14 protein-coding genes are annotated in these 17,945 nt (G+C 49.5%); 3 read left to right on the top strand and 11 right to left on the bottom strand.

Annotation, left to right across the window (positions count from 1 at the left end):
- The first annotated feature begins 146 nt into the window (after positions 1-146).
- Positions 147-392: a DUF2164 domain-containing protein gene (locus D0Y50_RS04990; RefSeq protein ID WP_108566406.1), complete on the top strand. Its 246-nt coding sequence runs from the start codon at positions 147-149 to the stop codon at positions 390-392.
- 228 nt (positions 393-620) lie between these two features.
- On the opposite strand, the gene D0Y50_RS04980 is transcribed toward D0Y50_RS04990, so the two are convergent.
- The 4 genes from D0Y50_RS04980 to D0Y50_RS04965 form a co-directional block, all read right to left on the bottom strand.
- Complete coding sequence (locus D0Y50_RS04980; protein WP_232366457.1) at positions 621-1,724, bottom strand: mechanosensitive ion channel family protein; 1,104 nt, start codon at positions 1,722-1,724, stop codon at positions 621-623.
- Between the two features lie 428 nt (positions 1,725-2,152).
- Positions 2,153-3,799: a SulP family inorganic anion transporter gene (locus D0Y50_RS04975; protein ID WP_108566404.1), complete on the bottom strand. Its 1,647-nt coding sequence runs from the start codon at positions 3,797-3,799 to the stop codon at positions 2,153-2,155.
- Between the two features lie 18 nt (positions 3,800-3,817).
- On the bottom strand, positions 3,818-4,456 hold the full coding sequence (locus D0Y50_RS04970) for a carbonic anhydrase (RefSeq protein WP_108566403.1): 639 nt from the start codon (positions 4,454-4,456) through the stop codon (positions 3,818-3,820).
- A 412-nt stretch (positions 4,457-4,868) separates the two neighbouring features.
- Positions 4,869-5,498, bottom strand: coding sequence for a carbonic anhydrase (locus D0Y50_RS04965; protein ID WP_108566402.1), 630 nt, complete (start codon positions 5,496-5,498; stop codon positions 4,869-4,871).
- Positions 5,499-5,672: 174 nt separating this feature from the next.
- On the opposite strand from D0Y50_RS04965, the gene D0Y50_RS04960 reads away from it, so the two are divergent.
- Entirely contained in the window at positions 5,673-6,629 is a 957-nt protein-coding gene (locus tag D0Y50_RS04960; RefSeq protein WP_108566621.1) for a hydrogen peroxide-inducible genes activator, read from the top strand.
- A gap of 677 nt (positions 6,630-7,306) precedes the next feature.
- The gene (locus D0Y50_RS04955) at positions 7,307-8,221 is read left to right on the top strand and encodes a LysR family transcriptional regulator (protein ID WP_108566401.1); all 915 of its coding nucleotides are present in this window, start codon (positions 7,307-7,309) and stop codon (positions 8,219-8,221) included.
- On the opposite strand, the gene D0Y50_RS04950 is transcribed toward D0Y50_RS04955, so the two are convergent.
- From D0Y50_RS04950 to D0Y50_RS04920, 7 genes are all read right to left on the bottom strand, one after another.
- The gene (locus D0Y50_RS04950; protein ID WP_117315804.1) at positions 8,202-10,223 is read right to left on the bottom strand and encodes a methyl-accepting chemotaxis protein; all 2,022 of its coding nucleotides are present in this window, start codon (positions 10,221-10,223) and stop codon (positions 8,202-8,204) included. The two genes, D0Y50_RS04955 and D0Y50_RS04950, sit on opposite strands and share 20 nt — an antisense overlap.
- A 214-nt stretch (positions 10,224-10,437) precedes the next feature.
- Complete coding sequence (locus D0Y50_RS04945) at positions 10,438-11,031, bottom strand: DUF938 domain-containing protein (protein ID WP_117315802.1); 594 nt, start codon at positions 11,029-11,031, stop codon at positions 10,438-10,440.
- Positions 11,024-13,648, bottom strand: coding sequence for a methionine synthase (gene metH / locus D0Y50_RS04940; RefSeq protein WP_117315800.1), 2,625 nt, complete (start codon positions 13,646-13,648; stop codon positions 11,024-11,026). The genes D0Y50_RS04945 and metH overlap by 8 nt, the downstream gene beginning before the upstream one ends.
- A gap of 9 nt (positions 13,649-13,657) precedes the next feature.
- A complete protein-coding gene (locus D0Y50_RS04935; RefSeq protein WP_114332866.1) occupies positions 13,658-14,713 on the bottom strand; it encodes a homocysteine S-methyltransferase family protein in 1,056 nt (351 codons plus the stop codon).
- Between the two features lie 3 nt (positions 14,714-14,716).
- Complete coding sequence (gene metA, locus D0Y50_RS04930) at positions 14,717-15,655, bottom strand: homoserine O-acetyltransferase MetA (protein WP_108566397.1); 939 nt, start codon at positions 15,653-15,655, stop codon at positions 14,717-14,719.
- A gap of 394 nt (positions 15,656-16,049) precedes the next feature.
- Entirely contained in the window at positions 16,050-16,667 is a 618-nt protein-coding gene (locus tag D0Y50_RS04925) for a hypothetical protein (protein WP_147318224.1), read from the bottom strand.
- A gap of 63 nt (positions 16,668-16,730) precedes the next feature.
- Positions 16,731-17,771 carry an IS481 family transposase gene (locus D0Y50_RS04920; protein WP_117315792.1) on the bottom strand — a complete coding sequence of 347 codons (1,041 nt, stop codon included), beginning with the start codon at positions 17,769-17,771 and terminating at the stop codon, positions 16,731-16,733.
- Between the last annotated feature and the right edge of the window lie 174 nt (positions 17,772-17,945).

Here is a 17,945-nt window from a genome sequence, read left to right as displayed (position 1 = left end):
TTTAAAGAATGGCGAGGTTAAACCAGCCAAGACTTATGCAGCGCTAACCTACAAGGGCGCGCGTAATTACAGGCCGTAGCCTTTGTAGCTAAATGCATAACATTTTCGTCACTGCCGAGGCGTTACGCCTAAGGAGACTCCCCGCCATGTCCACCATCAAATTCACTGCGCAACAGAAAGAGTCAATGGTACAAAAGCTGCAAACTTATCTTGAACAGGAACTGGAGCTGGATATAGGGCAGTTCGATACCGAATTTCTTTTAGACTTTGTAGCCACAGAGTTAGGCGCTTATTACTACAATCGTGGGCTGCATGATGCAAGAGCCATTTTTGAGGAAAGACTCAATACCATTGATGATGATATCTACGCCATCGAAAAAGAAACACGCTAAACCAGCAGTGTGTCCAGGCCATACACATCTGCCAGGGCGCCCGATAGGCCAGCCGCCTCCCCATTACAGAGAAAGGAAACAAAGGCGGCAAGCAGGGTTAGCCGCCGCCCACCACCGTTTATTGTGATGGCTTGCCCCCGGGTGGTGCTTTTGCGGTTTGTTCCAGGCTTTTGCGCCAAAGCCGTTATTCAAAAGCCCGCCCTGGCCATGCCGTTAATCATGCGCTTATTACTGCGGCGGCTTAAGGGTGGTGTCTGCTTTTTCCTGGGTAAGATTGATAGCATTAATCGGATAAGGAATGACAATGCCTTCTTGTTTAAAGCGTTTGTGTAGCGCTTTAATGAATGCTGATTTAAGAAAAAATCGATTAAAATATTCTTCTGCCCGTAGCATAACGGTAAAGTTGATGCTGGAACTATCAAACGCTGTGAACACCACAAAGGTGTCGTAATCATCGATTCCCCATTTATGACTCACCAGAATTTCCCGCGCCACTTCCAGTGCGACCCGTTCCACATGCTCAAGATCTGAATCGTAATGAACCGAACAATCTACCGGCACCGACAACTGCTTTTCAGGATAGTAATAGTTAATAATCTTAGATTTTGCCAACGTACTGTTTGGCATAATAACGATATTATTAGGCAGCATCTTTATCCATACCGAACGCCAGCCTATCTGCTCTACAAAACCCTGCTCCCCCGATTCTAATTCTACAAAATCGCCCACCCTGATGGGTTTATCGGCCAATATCTGTAAACCGGAGAAAAAGTTTTCAAGCGTGGGCTGCAAGGCAAGAGCCACAGCAAGCGAACCAATACCTAGCGATGCAACTACGGGGGTTATCGATATGCCCAAGGTACTGAGGATAACCAGGATACCCAGCGCAAAAATAAACAGACGAATCGTGCCCTTTATGAGCGGTCCGCTGGTTTTCAGCACCACCGAGGCGCCTTGATAATGGTTTAACGTCATGCGGGTAAGCCGATCTATAAACAGAATAACTGCAAATACCAAGATGGCCACCGACAAATGATTAAGCCAACTTAAGGCTGTTTCGTCAATCCGCTCAATATACACAAGATAAGATACTGCGCCCCACAGCGAGGCAACCAATACCACCAGATTTAACGGGCGTCGGGCAGCATCAAGTATCACTGAATCTAAAAAGAAAGGTGTGCGTGCGGATATTTTTACCCACAGCAATATAACTATCGTTTTTACTATCCACAGTACGGTAAAACCCGCGGCAGCCAGTATGGCGATAGCGCTCCATAACGGTAAAAAATCCAATAGTTGGGTAATAGCAGGGTGGGTGCTGATTAATTGCACGGGGAATTATTCTAATCGGTAGCCTGACAATAACTGGATCAGTGCAAAATACGTGCAACATCAGCCTGTTGCCCCTAAAACACTATGTTAAACATCTCCGGAAGAACCTGTAATAGCACAAAGACCGGCGTGAACTCTGGGGTTCCTGCCATAGTGTGAGATTAGGTCAAATCGCGGCCGATATAATTTTGCTCTGCTCCCAGCCCGCCTCATACTCCACTCAAGGGCCCCCTATGAACAAACGAAATGCAATATTACGTAAATATTGCACCAATGTAGCGCTACGCCGTCTCCCCGGCTTACTCTGAACGCTTCTGTGAATAGCCACTTGTTTAGCCTTTCGTGCTGGTAAACAGCCAATAAAAAACCCCTCGCAGGAGGGGTTTTATCACAGGTAAACGGTTGCCGCTGTCGCGGCAGGCCGGAGGTCAGGCTTCTGCCAGTTTTCCGTTACCGCTTACCGGGTTAGTCTTTTTTCTGTCCTCAATAATGCGCAGCGCACAATCAAGAGCTTCTAACCTGGTAGCAAACATACGTACGTTAGGTTGATGCACGTTAATATTGTCCAGTACCTTGGTTACCGCTGGGCTAGCACCGCTGATAACCAGTTCCCGGCCACCTGCGGTAGCATCAGCAGTAATGGTTTCTACAGCCATTGCCGCTGACACATCTACCACTGGCACTCGGCTAAAGTCCAGAATAAGCACTTGCGAACCGGGTTTTACTTTTTCACGAACATGATGACCCAGGTCAGCTGCCGCACCAAAGCTCAGTGGACCACCAAAGCTAAACAAACTTACTTTGCCCTGGGCCCGCTCCAGCAACGCATTTTCTTCTTCGTCAGCCAGGTATTCTGGAATTTTATTAACTTCTTCAATTTGCAATTGCGCAACCTGGCGAACATAGGCTAAGGCTGCCAAGACTACACCAACACCTACTGCGGTAATCAAATCAACAAACACCGTCAGACCCAGCACCAATACCATCAGGGCAAAATCCCAACGTGGCCCGGTATGTGCGCGGCGTAAGTAGCCCCAGTCGATGATATCCAAACCGACCTTAACCAGAATACCCGCCAAGACGGCATGCGGTATTTGCGCCGCCAGAGGGCTAAGCCCAAGTACAATCGCCAACAATACCAACGCGTGGGTCATGCCCGAGATACGGTCTTTACCACCACTTCGAATGTTCACCACTGTACGCATAGTGGCACCGGCGCCCGCTATACCGCCAATTAAACCCGCTACGGTGTTACCAATACCCTGACCTACCAGCTCACGATTGCTATCGTGACGGGTACGGGTCATGTTATCGGCCACCAGAGAGGTTAACAGGCTATCAATCGCCCCTAGCACCGCCAGGATAAATGCCGCTTCGACCACCAGGAAGATCTGGCCTTGCTCAAATACAGGCATATGCAGGCTGGGCAACCCAGTCGGGATATCCCCAAGAATGGGTACATTGGTCAGCATCAGGCTTGCCAGCGTACCAATAATGAGCGCGGCCAGCGCTCCTGGTACAAATTTACCCAACGCGGCTGGCCATTTATAGGCAATAAGCAGCGTACCAATACCTAACGCCAGCGTAGTGAAATTGATGTCCGCCAGAGCTGTAGGTAAGTAACTTAGCGCACCCAAGGTACCGCCCGGAGGCTCATGCCCCATCAGACGGCCAAGTTGCAGGATAATAATAATGGCCCCGATACCGGACATAAAGCCTGAGATCACCGGATAGGGTACCAGTCGAATATACTGGCCTACCCCAAGTATGCCGAAAAGTATCTGAAATATACCGGCCAGTAATACGGCGGTGAAGATAAGCTCGGCGTCACCTGACAAGCTGGCAAACAGCCCGGCCAGTACCACCACCATGGGGCCGGTAGGGCCAGAAATTTGTGATGGTGTGCCACCAAAAAGAGAGGCGAAAAAGCCTACCGCAATTGCACCATATAGCCCGGCCATTGGCCCTAAACCTGACGCCACGCCAAGCGCAAGGGCTAGCGGCAACGCCACAATACCGGCGGTTAAACCACCGGTAAGGTCTCCACGTATATTCGTTGTATTTATTTTAATCATTAATTAAACCTTATTGGCTTACGCCAGTTGCTTTTCAGCGTAGGCCTGGCTCATACGTTCAAACTCGCCCGAAGCACTGTCATAACAAAGTACTTCGCCCGAACCAATGTGGTAAACCCAGCCATGTAATTTAACTTGTCCTGTAGCCAGTTTTGCAGCTACTGAAGGATGCGTGCGTAAATGTTGTAATTGCTGCACCACATTTTCCTGGGTAACTTCTTCCAGATGCTCGTAATCCACTTTTCCATGACGCTCTTTCACCACTTCGGTGGCACAGCGGCAGTGACCCAACCATTCTTTTACATGAGGCAGGCCTTCCAATCCTTCAGGGTTAAGCGCGCCTTTCATTGCCCCACAATCGGTATGTCCGCATACCACAATATGCGTCACCCCAAGCGCTGCAACAGCAAACTCGATAGAGGCGGTCATACCACCAGTCTGGTTAGAATGAGGTGGCACAATATTGCCGGCATTGCGACAGATAAAAAGTTCACCTGGTCCGGTTTGCGTAACGAGGTTGGGATCGATACGCGAGTCCGAACAGGTGATAAACAGAACTTCAGGATTTTGACCATTAGCCAGTTTTTGAAATGTGGCTTTCTTCCCGGGGTATACTTCCTTTTGGAACTTCGCGACGCCTGATATGACATGATCCATAGTAATACTCCTGTCAGTGTTGTTTACTTTACAATACGTTTAAATTTGCTATAGCAGAAGTGTCACTTGATAGCTTTATAGAATAATACGTTATCTCGTGATAGCGCCTAACTATCAGAAGTAAGCCAGGGACGTAGTTAACGCTATGCCGACGGGTAACCGCACAGCACCTCAAAACTTAAAAATATTGTTATATAAACATATAGATAGCATTAAAAATGGCGGGGATGCCCGGGTAGCAGGAGGCACTACCCGAAGCGTTAGGTGCGCGTGGTGCGCAAATTTTTATTTATTAACTTATTTTTAACGACAGCCGCTTATTGCCGCTGTTGGTGAAACTCAGCCTGCGGCAAAGCGCGCTAAATTTCACAGGCTTATGGGCGCAGCGCGGTTGCTAGAACGTATTGTATGGCTATGCTTGCCGGTAGACTTCTTCCATTGGTGCAAAGCCTTCGCGCTCATCACTCCAGCACAATACTTCGCCCGTTTCTATATGATATACCCAGCCGTGCAACTGCAACGCTCCGGTAGCAATTTTGGCCGCCACCGCAGGATGCGTTTTTAAATGTTGAATTTGCTGTAATACATTTTCTTCCGTAACTTCTTTTAAACGTGATTCATCTGCTTTACCGTATTTTTCGCGCACTACTTCAGTTGCGCAGCGGCAGTGGCCCAGCCACTCTTTAACATGGGGCAGTTCACTAAGGCTTTCTGGCGCCAGCGCGCCCTTCATTGCACCGCAGTCGGTATGGCCACACACGACTACGTGGGCCACACCCAACGCCGCCACAGCAAACTCGATTGAGGCCGTCATGCCGCCGGTTTGATTTGAGTGAGGCGGTACAATATTGCCGGCATTGCGACAAATAAACAGTTCACCAGGCTCAGTTTGCGTAATCAGATTAGGATCTATACGTGAATCAGCACAGGTAATAAACAGCACTTCAGGGTTCTGTCCGTTAGCCAGCTTCTGGAACGCGGCCTTTTTGCCTGGGTACACATCACTTTGAAATTTTGCCACGCCTTTGATCAGGTGTTTCATAAGTTGCCTCTTAGTATAACAGTAATCTGGAATGTTGCCGGAAACCACACTCAGGGTGTAATCCCAGCGCTATCTGATAGGTTTATCGCGCTTTTCCTTCGCCAGTGATAACATACAACTATCAGGGCTTTTATTGCTGTTATGGCGACTATAAACAAACTGGAGCATAAAACCATGCTGTCTGAAGGAAAAACCCCGTCACTGAACCAGTTACGTTATTTTGTGACGGTGGCCCGGCAATTAAATTTTCGCCGGGCAGCCCACGCCCTTGGGGTTAGTCAGCCTACCCTGACTACGCAAATCAATGCCTTGGAAAACCACCTTGGCCTTACCTTGTTTGAACGTTCCCGCTCGGGTACCTTACTCAGCGCTCACGGCCATGCGCTTTTGCATTACGCCGAGCAAGTTCTGAAGGCCAATCTTCACTTTCATGAAGTTGCGCGTAATTTATCCGATGGTGAAAACACCATGTACCGCCTCGGTATACCACCGACTTTAGGTCCTTATCTGTTACCGCATATTCTACCGGATATTCATGCGCTAAAGCCTGGTCTTAAATTTTATGTGCGTGAAGCAGCCCCGGATCAGCTATTTCAGGGACTACTCACCGGCGAGTACGACCTTATTCTATCGCCAATGTCGCAAACAAATTCGCAAGTGCAAAGCCAGCCGTTGTTTTATGAACCACTCAAGTTTGTTTTACCCTCTGACCACCCGTTAGCAGATCAAGATTATATCGACCCTGAACAAATTCGTGGTGAACAGGTACTGACACTGGAAGACCGCCATCACTTTCACCACCAGGTACAGGAAATTTGTATGCGGCTGGGGGCAAATGTAGCCCGGGATTATGAAGGAACCAGCCTGGATACGTTGCGCCAGATGGTGGTTATGGGGATGGGCGTAGCATTTCTTCCGGGCTTGTATATTCATTCAGAGTTACACAAGCCCGAGGCGCTACACGTATGTGAGCTAGCCGACATGCCAATTGTAAGGCAACATGTACTGGCCTGGCGCAATACCTCACCGGCCCGGGCTTTTTTCCGCGAGCTTTCCGCTGTTATGCGCGACATTATACGCCAGCGTCTTAGCGACGCGGTAACGGTCACTGAGTCATCCAGCAATGTATAGAGCGGCCATCCCCCACCGCGTGGCTAACATGGGAGTGGCGCCGCCTTGGCATAATCTCCAGGCCCGGGCCTTTTTCCGCGAGCTTTGCACTGTTATGCGCGACATTATACGCCAGCGTCTTAGCGATGCGGTAACGGTCACTGAGTCATCCACCAACGTATAGAGCGGCCATCCCCCACCGCGTGGCTAACATGGGAGTGGCACCGCCTTGGCATCATCTCCAGGCCCGCGCCTTTTCCCGCGAGCTTTCCGCTGTTATGTGCGACATTATGCGTCAGCGTCTTAGCGACGCGGTAACGGTCACTGAGTCATCCACCAACGTATAGAGCGGCCAGCCCCCACCGCTTGGCTAACATGGGAGTGGCGCCGCCTAGGCATAATCTCCAGGCCCGGGGGCTCAAACCATAGCGCTGTTTATCCTGGGTGCTATTACCGGCATACCCTATTCTAACCCCCGGGTGAGTGGAGCGGCCTGCCGGATGAATGGCGAAGGGCAACAGCGAAATCAGCCAGCCACTATCGGCAGCTCTCTCGCAAGCACAGCAGCGTCAATACAGCGCAAAATAATGTAATTAAGCTTTCTGCCTCGAATTGATGGCCCTCAGCACCTGGCTGCCATGTCATCTATGAGACGGTGGTGGTATATTCAGGTTAAAGCATGACAAAAACTCATAAAGATGATTGAACGCCAACACTTACGCATTATTATGCAAATTGAACGCCATGGCAGCCTCACCGGCGCCGCCGATGCGCTACATTTAACCCAGTCGGCGCTTAGCCACGCCATAAAACGACTGGAAAGCCAGCTAGGCACCGAGTTATGGCAAAAAAATGGCCGTACTCTGCGCCTCACCCAAGCCGGCGAGGCAGTGTTAGCGCTGGCGCAGCGGGTATTGCCCCAGTTTGATCATACCGAAATGCAGGTTCATCAAATAGCCCAGGGGAAACAGGGCGTATTACGTATTGGAATGGAGTGCCATCCTTGTTATCAATGGCTACTTAAAGTGGTTGAGCCGTTCCTGCTGGCCTACCCGCAGGTCGATGTCGATGTTCGCCAAGCATTTAAATTTGGCGGGCTGCATGCCCTTCACGGCTACGAAATAGACTTACTGCTAACCCCCGATCCTTTATTTTTAGACGCACTCACTTACATACCAGTGTTCCACTATGAACAGGTCCTTACCGTAGCATCGCATCATCCTTTGGCCGGTAAACCCATGATTGAGGCCGGTGACTTAGCCAATGAAGTGTTAATAACCTACCCGGTTGAACCTTCGCGACTGGATATTTTCAACCAGTTTTTAACGCCAGCGGGGGGGTCGGTTAAACGCCACAAAACCATCGAAACGACGGAAATTTTGTTGCAAATGGTAAGCGCTGGCCGGGGCGTAGCCGCCCTGCCCGACTGGCTGGTCAGTGAATACGCCGATGCTCTTGGCTTATGCCAAATTAAATTAGGTGCTCGCGGCATCCATAAAGCACTGCATCTTGGCTATCGCAAAGAAGAAACGCCTGGCGGCTATTTTCAGGCGTTTATTGATATGGCCGAGTCTCTGGGGCGAACCGGCGCGGTTAAATCCGAAACTGATTAACCACCTGCTGTAATTCTTCAGCTACGTTATTTAATTGCGTAGCCTGAGCGGCGAGCTCAAAGGCGTGTTGACTGGTTCGGTCGCTTAAACCGGTAATGGTTACCAGTGACCGGTTAATATCTTCAGCCACCACGGTTTGTTGTTCTGTCGCGTGGGCGATGTGTCCGCTTTGTGCCTGCACCGTACTGATGGACTGGCTGATTTGTTCCAAAGTGGCCACCACTGACGCGGTTTTTTCAACACTGCGTTCCGACCTGCCCTGGCCATCGCGCATAGCCGTATCGGTTTGCCCGGCCATACTTTGCAAGCGTTCCACCATTCGCCGTATGTCATCTGTAGAATGTTGGGTACGACTGGCCAACGAGCGAACTTCATCAGCCACCACTGCAAACCCGCGGCCCTGATCGCCAGCGCGCGCAGCCTCAATCGCCGCGTTCAACGCCAGTAAATTAGTTTGTTCTGCAATGCTGTTAATCACATCAATCACGGCGCCAATATTATCCGACTCTGCTGCAAGTTCTTTGACAATGTTCACCGCTTCATCAATAGCCCCGGCAAGTGAAGCAATTTCGCTCATAGTTAACTGCGCTTGCGCTGTACCACTGCGTACCTGCTCATCTGCGACCGTCGCCGCAGCACTCGACTGAGCTGCGTTGGCAGATATCTCGGCTACGGTGGCGGCCATCTGGGTCACCGCCGAGGATACGTTATCCACCTGATCGCGCTCCTGGCTTATTTCCTGACTGGTATCTTCAGAAACCGCTTTTAACTGCTGAGCGGCCGCAGCTACCGCATCGGTATTGGCTGCCGTCTGGCGCAGCAGGTCGCGTAACTTATCGGTAAAACGGTTAAATTCGCCGGCCAGCTGGCCCAGTTCGTCATCGTTGTTGACCTCAAGTCGTTGGGTCAGGTCACCATCGCCCCGGGCTATATCAGCCATGGCGGTTTTCATTTTTACAATCGGCGAGACAATGGCGCTACCCGCGACATAGGTAATGATAAGCACCAGGATTATGATCAACACTGCCACGGCAATAGCCGCCACTAAGGTCTGTTCAACCGGCTCAGTTACCAAAGATGCAGGCACTAGCAAACCCATGCTCCAATCCATTTCCAAGGAGGCGGGCGAGACCCGTTTGTAAACCGCAATATAAGGTTGAGAACGCCACGTAACAGTCTGCATTCCACCAGGCTGGCGGGCTATCGTGCGCGCTAAAGCAGTAAAGCCGTCACTGTCAGAAAACTCGTTATCCAACTGGGCCAGAGGGGTATGCAAAGCTAAGCTCTTGTCGGTAGCCGGGAAATACACCAGGTTTTGGTCCGCATCAAGTAAAAACGCAGTGCCCTGCCCTTGATACTTCACGCTACCTAGGACATCCCCTAATGTACTAATCAGAATATCGATACCGCCCACACCTAGCAGTTTACCTTGTTGATAAACCGGCGACTGCACCACCGCCGATACGCTGCCATCCTGAGAGTCGATTGCAGGCTTGGTTACATACAGAGTGTCGGCAGTAACCGCATCGGTAAACCAGGGGCGCTTATCTGCAAAGTAACCGCGCGCTTGATTACCTGCATCCGGCCCTGTGGTATCGACCCCTACCCGGCCTGCTTCATAAAAATATTCGCCCGTGGCAGCGGAACCGAAAAAGGCGGATTTAATATTCTTATCGGCCTGGCTGATAGCGGAAAACATCTTATATATGCGCGGGGCATCGGGCAGCATTTCATCGGGTGCCCCGCGCTCGCGATGACCAGCGAAAAAGTCGGTTACAAACGGGTTGGCCAAAAAGGTTCGGGCTACCTCACCGTAACGGGCGAAAAACCCTTCTACTTTTTCAGCCTCTAACATTACCCGCCCGGTCAGGTCGTTTTCTACGCTTTGACGCGCCGCATTACCGACAAAATTAACGGTAGCAATTGCGGTAAGGATTAGGATTCCGGCAATACTGCTACCCATTACCAGCATGAACTTTTTGCGCAGGGATAGTGACTTCATATTATTATACCCAACTTCTTCCGTGATACTTTAACGACAGTAAGAAGCCATACTTTAGTATAATTACGCTAGGACATAATCAGTATTAAAGACACGTAGGTATTTGATTTAACACGTTCTTTGTTAACTTTGTGTTAAACCATAAAAACCCTAAAGATGAGAGCAGCCACGTTGATGGCTGCCAGCGTGTTTATCGCCAAGCCCGGTAGTGTATTTAACTGAACGAGCTCTTGACCCATTCCAGCAATAAATTGTTGGCCGGCATAGTATGCACGTTTCGTAACCGTAAATGGGGAGCCCATTGCTGCAAAGTGGCGATGTCCTGATAGCCGCCATAGCCTTGGGCTATTAGTTTGTGATGGAAGTCATGATTGCTTTGGCTGCTGAACTGGCCCTGCTGAATAAACGGCCCATATTGGCAGAACACCCCGCGCTGGGGTAAGGCCTGTGCAACCTGACACATCATCATCGCCACTTCCTGCGGTTGCATAATATGTGCTGTATTAGCGGTAAATACAGCATCAACGGTACTTATGGGAAAGGCATCCTGGCCTACCTGATAGATGATGGGAGGATGCAGGTTGCTTGCTGGTTCGTCCTCAAGCCATTGATTGATGCCTGCATGATATTGCACCTGATCGCTGGTATGCCACTGCAAGTGGGGTAAATGCTTAGCGAAATATACTGCATGCTGTCCGGTGCCACTGCCGATCTCCAGTACCCGCCGGCTTTGGGCAAACGCGTACTGTAAAACCGCCAGTATGGGCTGGCGGTTATTTTCGCATGCCTGGCTAAACGGTTTAGTCATGCAGGTTCGGCGCCAGCCACTTGGTTGCCATCGCCATATCCCACTGCTTACGTTGCGCGTAGTCCGCCAATTGGTCTTGCTGAATTTTAGCCACCGCGAAATAACGTGCCTGCGGGTGGGCAAAATACCAGCCAGATACCGCCGCGCCAGGCCACATCGCATAGCTCTCTGTTAGTTTCATACCGGTGTGCTTTTCTACTTCCAACAAATCCCAGATTAGCTGCTTTTCGGTATGCTCTGGACATGCTGCATAGCCCGGTGCCGGGCGAATACCCTGATACTTTTCGCGAATCAACGCCTCATTACTTAATGCTTCGTCCTTCGCATATCCCCAGTATTCTTTACGTACCTGTTCATGCAGGTACTCAGCAAAGGCTTCGGCTAACCGGTCGGCTACGGCTTTTACCATAATCGCATTGTAATCGTCGCCTGCCTGGATAAATTGCTCGGCCAGGTCGTCTTCGCCAATACCGGCGGTCACGGCAAATGCACCAACGTAATCTTCTATGCCAGAGGATTTTGGTGCGACAAAATCAGCCAGACAGTAATTAGGATGGTTATCTTTTAATGTTTGCTGACGCAGATGATGGGCGGTTCCTAAAAGCGCTTCGCGCTGTGTATCGGCGTAGATTTCTATGTCGTCGTTGACCCGGTTGGCAGCAAATAAACCAATGACTCCTTTCGCTTGCAGACTGGAATTGGCAATAACATTATCCAGCATGGCGTTGGCGTCACTAAGTAATTCGCGGGCCTGTTCGCCAATGACCTCGTCATCTAAAATACGGGGGTATTTGCCGGCCAGCGACCAGGTCAAAAAGAACGGCGTCCAATCAATATACTCACGTAGTGTTGATAAGTCTGCGCTTACTGGCGTAACGCCAAGCTGTTGGGGCGCCACAATACCTTGTGAAAAGTCAGGCTGCGCAGCGTTTGCCCTGGCCTGCTCCAGCGTTACTGGCTTACTGCGAGGTTTTTTGCGTGCATGCTGAGCCCGCACCGTTTCATATTCTTCACTCAGGGCCTGGGCGAAAATCGGCCTGGCTGTGGCGCTGATCAGCTTTTGACATACGCCGACGGCACGGCTGGCATTGGGGACATAAGCCACCGGGCCATGGTAATTTTGTTCAATCTTTACAGCAGTATGGGCTTTAGAGGTGGTGGCACCACCAATCAGTAGGGGCATATCAAACCCCTGACGTTCCATTTCTTTGGCAACGTGGACCATTTCATCCAATGAGGGCGTGATAAGCCCGGACAAGCCAATCATATCAACGTTTTCGTCACGGGCGGTTTTCAATATGGTCTCGCACGGTACCATAACGCCCATATCAATTACTTCAAAGTTATTACATTGCAGTACCACACCCACGATGTTTTTACCGATATCGTGCACATCGCCTTTTACGGTAGCCATGAGTATTTTACCGTTACTGCTTTTAACGCCGTCTTTCTCTGCTTCAATATAAGGCTGTAAGTGCGCCACGGCTTTTTTCATTACCCGCGCCGACTTCACCACCTGAGGCAAAAACATTTTGCCTTCACCAAATAAATCCCCCACTACGTTCATACCGTCCATCAACGGGCCTTCAATAACATGCAGTGGGCGTTCAGCTTCCAGCCTGGCCTCTTCGGTATCATCAATAATATAATCGGTGATACCTTTTACCAACGCGTATTCCAGACGTTTAGTCACCGGCGCTTCCCGCCAGCTCAAATCTTCCTGTGCAGCGGCCTTACCATCACCCTGATACTTTGGTGCAATATCCAGCAGCCGTTCAGTCGCATCGTCGCGACGATTCAAAATAACGTCTTCTACAGCGTTGCGTAGCTCATCGGGAATTGCATCATATACTTCAAGCTGCCCGGCATTGACAATCGCCATATTCATACCGGCACGAATAGCATAATATAAAAATACCGAGTGCATCGCCTCGCGTACCGGGTTATTTCCCCGAAAAGAAAACGAAATATTCGATAGGCCGCCCGAGATATGGACATGCGGGCAGGTACGCTTGATCTCCCGCGTGGCTTCGATGAAGTCCACCGCATAGTTATTATGCTCTTCAATGCCGGTGGCCACAGCGAAGATGTTAGGGTCAAAGATAATGTCTTCGGGGGCAAAACCAATTTTCTCGGTCAGCAACTTATAGCTGCGCTGACAAATTTCAATTTTTCGGGTCTGTGTATCTGCCTGGCCGGTTTCATCAAAGGCCATAACCACGGTAGCCGCACCATAGCGTTTAATCAGCCTGGCCTGATGCAAAAATTGCTCTTCGCCTTCTTTCAGGCTAATTGAATTAACAATCGCCTTACCCTGTACACACTTTAAGCCGGTTTCAATCACTTCCCATTTTGATGAGTCAATCATAATGGGCACCCGGCTAATATCGGGCTCAGAAGCAATCAGGTTAATAAACGTCCGCATTGCCTCTACCGAATCCAACATGGCTTCGTCCATGTTGATATCGATAATTTGCGCGCCGTTTTCTACCTGCTGACGCGCCACATCCAGCGCCGTTTCGTATTCACCATCCAGAATCAACCGTTTAAAACGGGCCGAGCCGGTGACATTCGTACGCTCACCAATATTAATAAATGTTGCAATATCTGCGCTCATAACATCACCTTAATGCACGAAGGGTTCTAAACCCGACAAACGCATTTTTACTTCAATCTCAGGAATCGCCCGTGGCGCGGCGTTCTCTACTGCTTTGGCCAGTGCTCGTATGTGGGCTGGCGTACTCCCGCAACAACCGCCGACGATATTCACCAGCCCGGCCTGCGCCCACTCGCCAATATGCGCTGCCATTTCATCAGCGTCCATGTCGTATTCGCCAAACTCGTTGGGCAAGCCGGCATTAGGGTGAGCCGACACCAAGCATTCGGACACGGCCGCCACTTCAACCACATATTGGCGGAGCAAATCCGGCCCCAGCGCGCAGTTTAAGCCAAACGAAAACGGGCTGACATGGCGCAGCGAATAGTAAAAGGCTTCGGCGGTCTGGCCAGACAACGTGCGCCCCGAGGCATCGGTGATGGTGCCGGATACCATTACTGGTAGAGTGTAGCCTTGCTTATCAAATACCGTTTCCACTGCAAATACTGCCGCTTTCGCGTTTAGCGTATCAAAAATAGTTTCGATAAGAATAATATCCGAACCGCCTTCAATTAGCGCTTCGCACGACTCGATGTAGGCTTCGACCAGCTGGTCAAACGTGACATTACGTTTTCCCGGATCGTTAACATCCGGCGATATAGAAGCTGTTCGGTTAGTGGGCCCTAACACACCGGCTACATAGCGCGGTTTATCAGGTGTTTTAGCCGTGTAAAGATCAGCAGCGCGTTTGGCGAGCCGTGCCGCGTCAAGATTAATCTGGCGCGAATGGGCTTGCATATCGTAATCTGCCATTGCAATGGTAGTGGCGTTGAATGTATTGGTTTCTATAATATCGGCGCCCGCCTCAAGGTAGGCACAGTGAATATCAAAAATAAGATCCGGTTGCGTAACCGCCAGTAAATCGTTATTTCCTTTTACATCGCAATGCCAATTAGCATAAGCATCACCACGGTAATCAGCTTCTTCAAGCTTGTGCTCCTGAATCATGGTGCCCATGGCACCATCAAGAATTAAGATACGCTGTTTAGCAATCTCGTACAGCTGTTGAGTGCGGGTGGAATTCACGTATTACCTCTTGGGGCTTGCGCCGTTAGCGAGCAAATTTAAGTCGTACGGCGTATTTTGATAAACACAATAGTTTAGCCAGTTAGTAAACAGCAGGCTACCATGCGAGCGCCAGCGCACTAACGGATTTTTCGCCGGATTATCATCAGGATAATAGTTAACCGGAACTTGTGGCGCTTGTCCTGACTCAACATCCCGACAATATTCGTCGTTAAGCGTTTCAGGATCGTATTCCGGATGTCCGGTAACAAATACTTTGCGCTTGTCCTGGGATGACACGATATAGGCGCCGGCGTCGGCTGAACGTGCAATAACACTTAACCCCGGCACCTGGTTGTACTCATCCACCGTAATGTGCCCATAGCGCGAGTGCGGCGCATAAAAATACGGGTCAAAACCGCGCATCAGTTCGTTGTGCGGGTCTAATACTTCATGTTCAAACACACCCGATATTTTTTCCTGGCGCAGCACCCGTTCCACCTGATAAAAGTGATACATGGCAGCATGCGCGGCCCAACACAAATACAGGGTTGACTGGACATGACGTTCCGACCAGTCAAGAATTTTCGCCATGGTATCCCAGTATTTTACTTCACTGTATTCCAAATGCGCTAAGGGGGCGCCGGTCACTATCAGTCCATCGTAACGCTTGGAAGCAATACTGGAAAAGTCATGATAAAACGAGTCCATATGCGACTGCGGCGTATTTTTCGGGGCCTGGTTATCGATGCGGATTAAATCTACATCAATCTGCAATGGCGTGTTGGAGAGCAATCGCAACAGCTGAACTTCGGTCTCTATTTTATTCGGCATTAAATTCAGTATACCGACGGCCAGCGGACGAATGTCCTGGTTCGCTGCACGCATGCTATCCATGGTGAAGATATTCTCACCTAGCAGGACATCCTGGGCGGGGAGTTGCTCGGGAATTCGAATCGGCATAATGGCTCCAAGGCTGACGGTAGTGAGCCTATTTTGTCTGATGCATACCCGATGGTCAACATCTTTACGTCTAGACGTCTAAATGAAATTATTTAGCGGATGCTTTCTGTTATAGGCACAAGAGCGTTAGATTAGAGATGGGTGGCAACTGAGAGACCGGACTGCAAGCCTTATCATTAAGACACTTAGTAACACCCTTCTATATGCAGTCACGAGTGTATGACACTGTAATCAGGCTATCATCATTGAAGATCTGTTGTGGGCGCTAAGCAGACCTTCTTCAATTGAGTCTTAGTGGTCCGCTACAGACAATATCCGGACATTCAACGATATTATTGTCTAGGTCTTATTTTTGGTAAGAACAGAACTTTGTCAGTAAGAATCTCTGGGAAACCTAACTTTTCCCTATTGATTCTAGTATTTCGTCCACCGAGCCAACAAGCGTGCCTTGAAGAGCATCAATTTGTGCAAATTGCATAGGGACAATACCGCTAAAAACGATACAAGAAGTTACCTCACCTTGCTTACGACCAGTAAAGTCCCTAAACGAAACGATGTTTTCTCTTGCAAACTCAACACGGTCTAAATGCAAGCGAAGCTTGTCTCGTTTTCCTTTTTCATCAGTTTGCCCCTGAAATGTGGATAAGAGCGCGGCCGCTTCCGAGTAATTTCGAGCAAAAGACAAGTCTTTGCACTCAATGACGAGGAGGTCGTTGGAACCTTCTCTCCAAGCCAGAGCGTCTATATCTCCAAAGTTGATAGGTGTTGGCTTGTTGATAATTTTCGGGATTCCAATTCCCTCTTCGACAGTCCAACCCTGTGCCCTCAGCAAATCAACTACTTCGGAATTGAAGGTGTGCCCTTCGCTGGCTTTGCCCCACCACTCGTTTTTCATTTTTGGGGTAGTGTAAAACTTTTGTTTTAGTCGACCATTCATTGTGCCATCTAGCAAGTAGATAAACCCTTCACGCAATGCATGAGGTGCCACTAGTAGAGTCGGATCTTCTTTCAAATCTAAAGTGTACTAGCTCAGACCTGATCTGACAGTTACCCGTTTCACGGTGCCAGTGTCAGATTAGCTTTGAGCTAAGTTCTTCTCAGCCCAAATCTGCTTCCCATCGGTTAATGTTTCCATTGGCGTTCTGCCGCAGCACATTTTGCCCTGATGAGTCCTTCCATTGTTGTAGTATTCCAGCCACTCGTCCAGATCTTTCTGTAATGCTTCCAGCGAGTCATAGAGCTTTTTGCGGAAGGTGACCTGATAGAATTCATTCAGGATGGTTTTGTGGAATCGCTCACAGATCCCATTGGTTTGCGGATGTCGCGCCTTGGTTTTTGTGTGGTCGATATCGTTGATGGCTAAGTAGAGCTGATAATCATGCTGTTCCACTTTGCCACAATATTCTGTGCCCCTGTCTGTCAGAATCCGCAGCATGGGCAGCTCCTGAGCCTCAAAGAACGGCAACACTCTGTCGTTGAGGATGTCGGCCGAGGTGATTGGCGTTTTGGTCGTGTAGAGCTTGGCGAACGCAATTTTACTGTAGGTATCAACGAAGGTTTGCTGGTAAATGCGGCCGACACCTTTGAGGTTGCCGACGTAGAAGGTATCTTGCGAGCCTAGATAGCCGGGATGGTGTGTTTCAATCTCACCGCAGGCCTCATCATCCTGCTTTTTCTTCTCAAGCGCGGCAACCTGCTCATCGGTCAAAATGATGCCTTCGCTTTCAACTTTGGCTTCCAGTGCGGCAAGTCGCTTTTTGAAGTTTTCCAGATTATGTCTGAGCCATATCGAGCGAACACCGCTGCCTGAAACGAACACGCCTGCTTTACGCAGCTCATTACTTGTTCTGGCTTGACCGTGAGCGGGAAACTCAATGGCGTGAGCTATGACAGCTTGTTCGGTCTGCTCATCGACCCTGTTCTTGAGATTAGGTGTGCGTCTTGAACGGTTAATCAGCGAATCAACACCGCCTTCTTCAACCAACTCCTGATACCGATAAAACGTGTCACGAGACACGCCCATCACTTTGCAGGCCTTCGATACATTGCCCAGCTCTTCAGCCAGATTTAACAGTCCTGCTTTGTGTTTGATGATTGGATTGCTAGTATGCAACATGAGAGTTACCTATTTTGTTTTGATTAAAGATTCGACACCTTTATCAAAACGGGTAACTCTCATCTTTTCAAGAAGAAGTGTCAGATTAAGTCGAGACTAATTCATCTAAAGCTGTTAACACCAAGCGACTTTGTCGTATCTTAATTACCAAGCGATTCTGTCGTAATCGCTAAT

The organism is Salinimonas sediminis (assembly GCF_003429285.1).
Classification (GTDB): domain Bacteria; phylum Pseudomonadota; class Gammaproteobacteria; order Enterobacterales; family Alteromonadaceae; genus Alteromonas; species Alteromonas indica.
The sequence above is the reverse complement of the archived record's forward strand: the minus strand, read 5'-3'. Positions and strand labels throughout refer to the sequence as shown.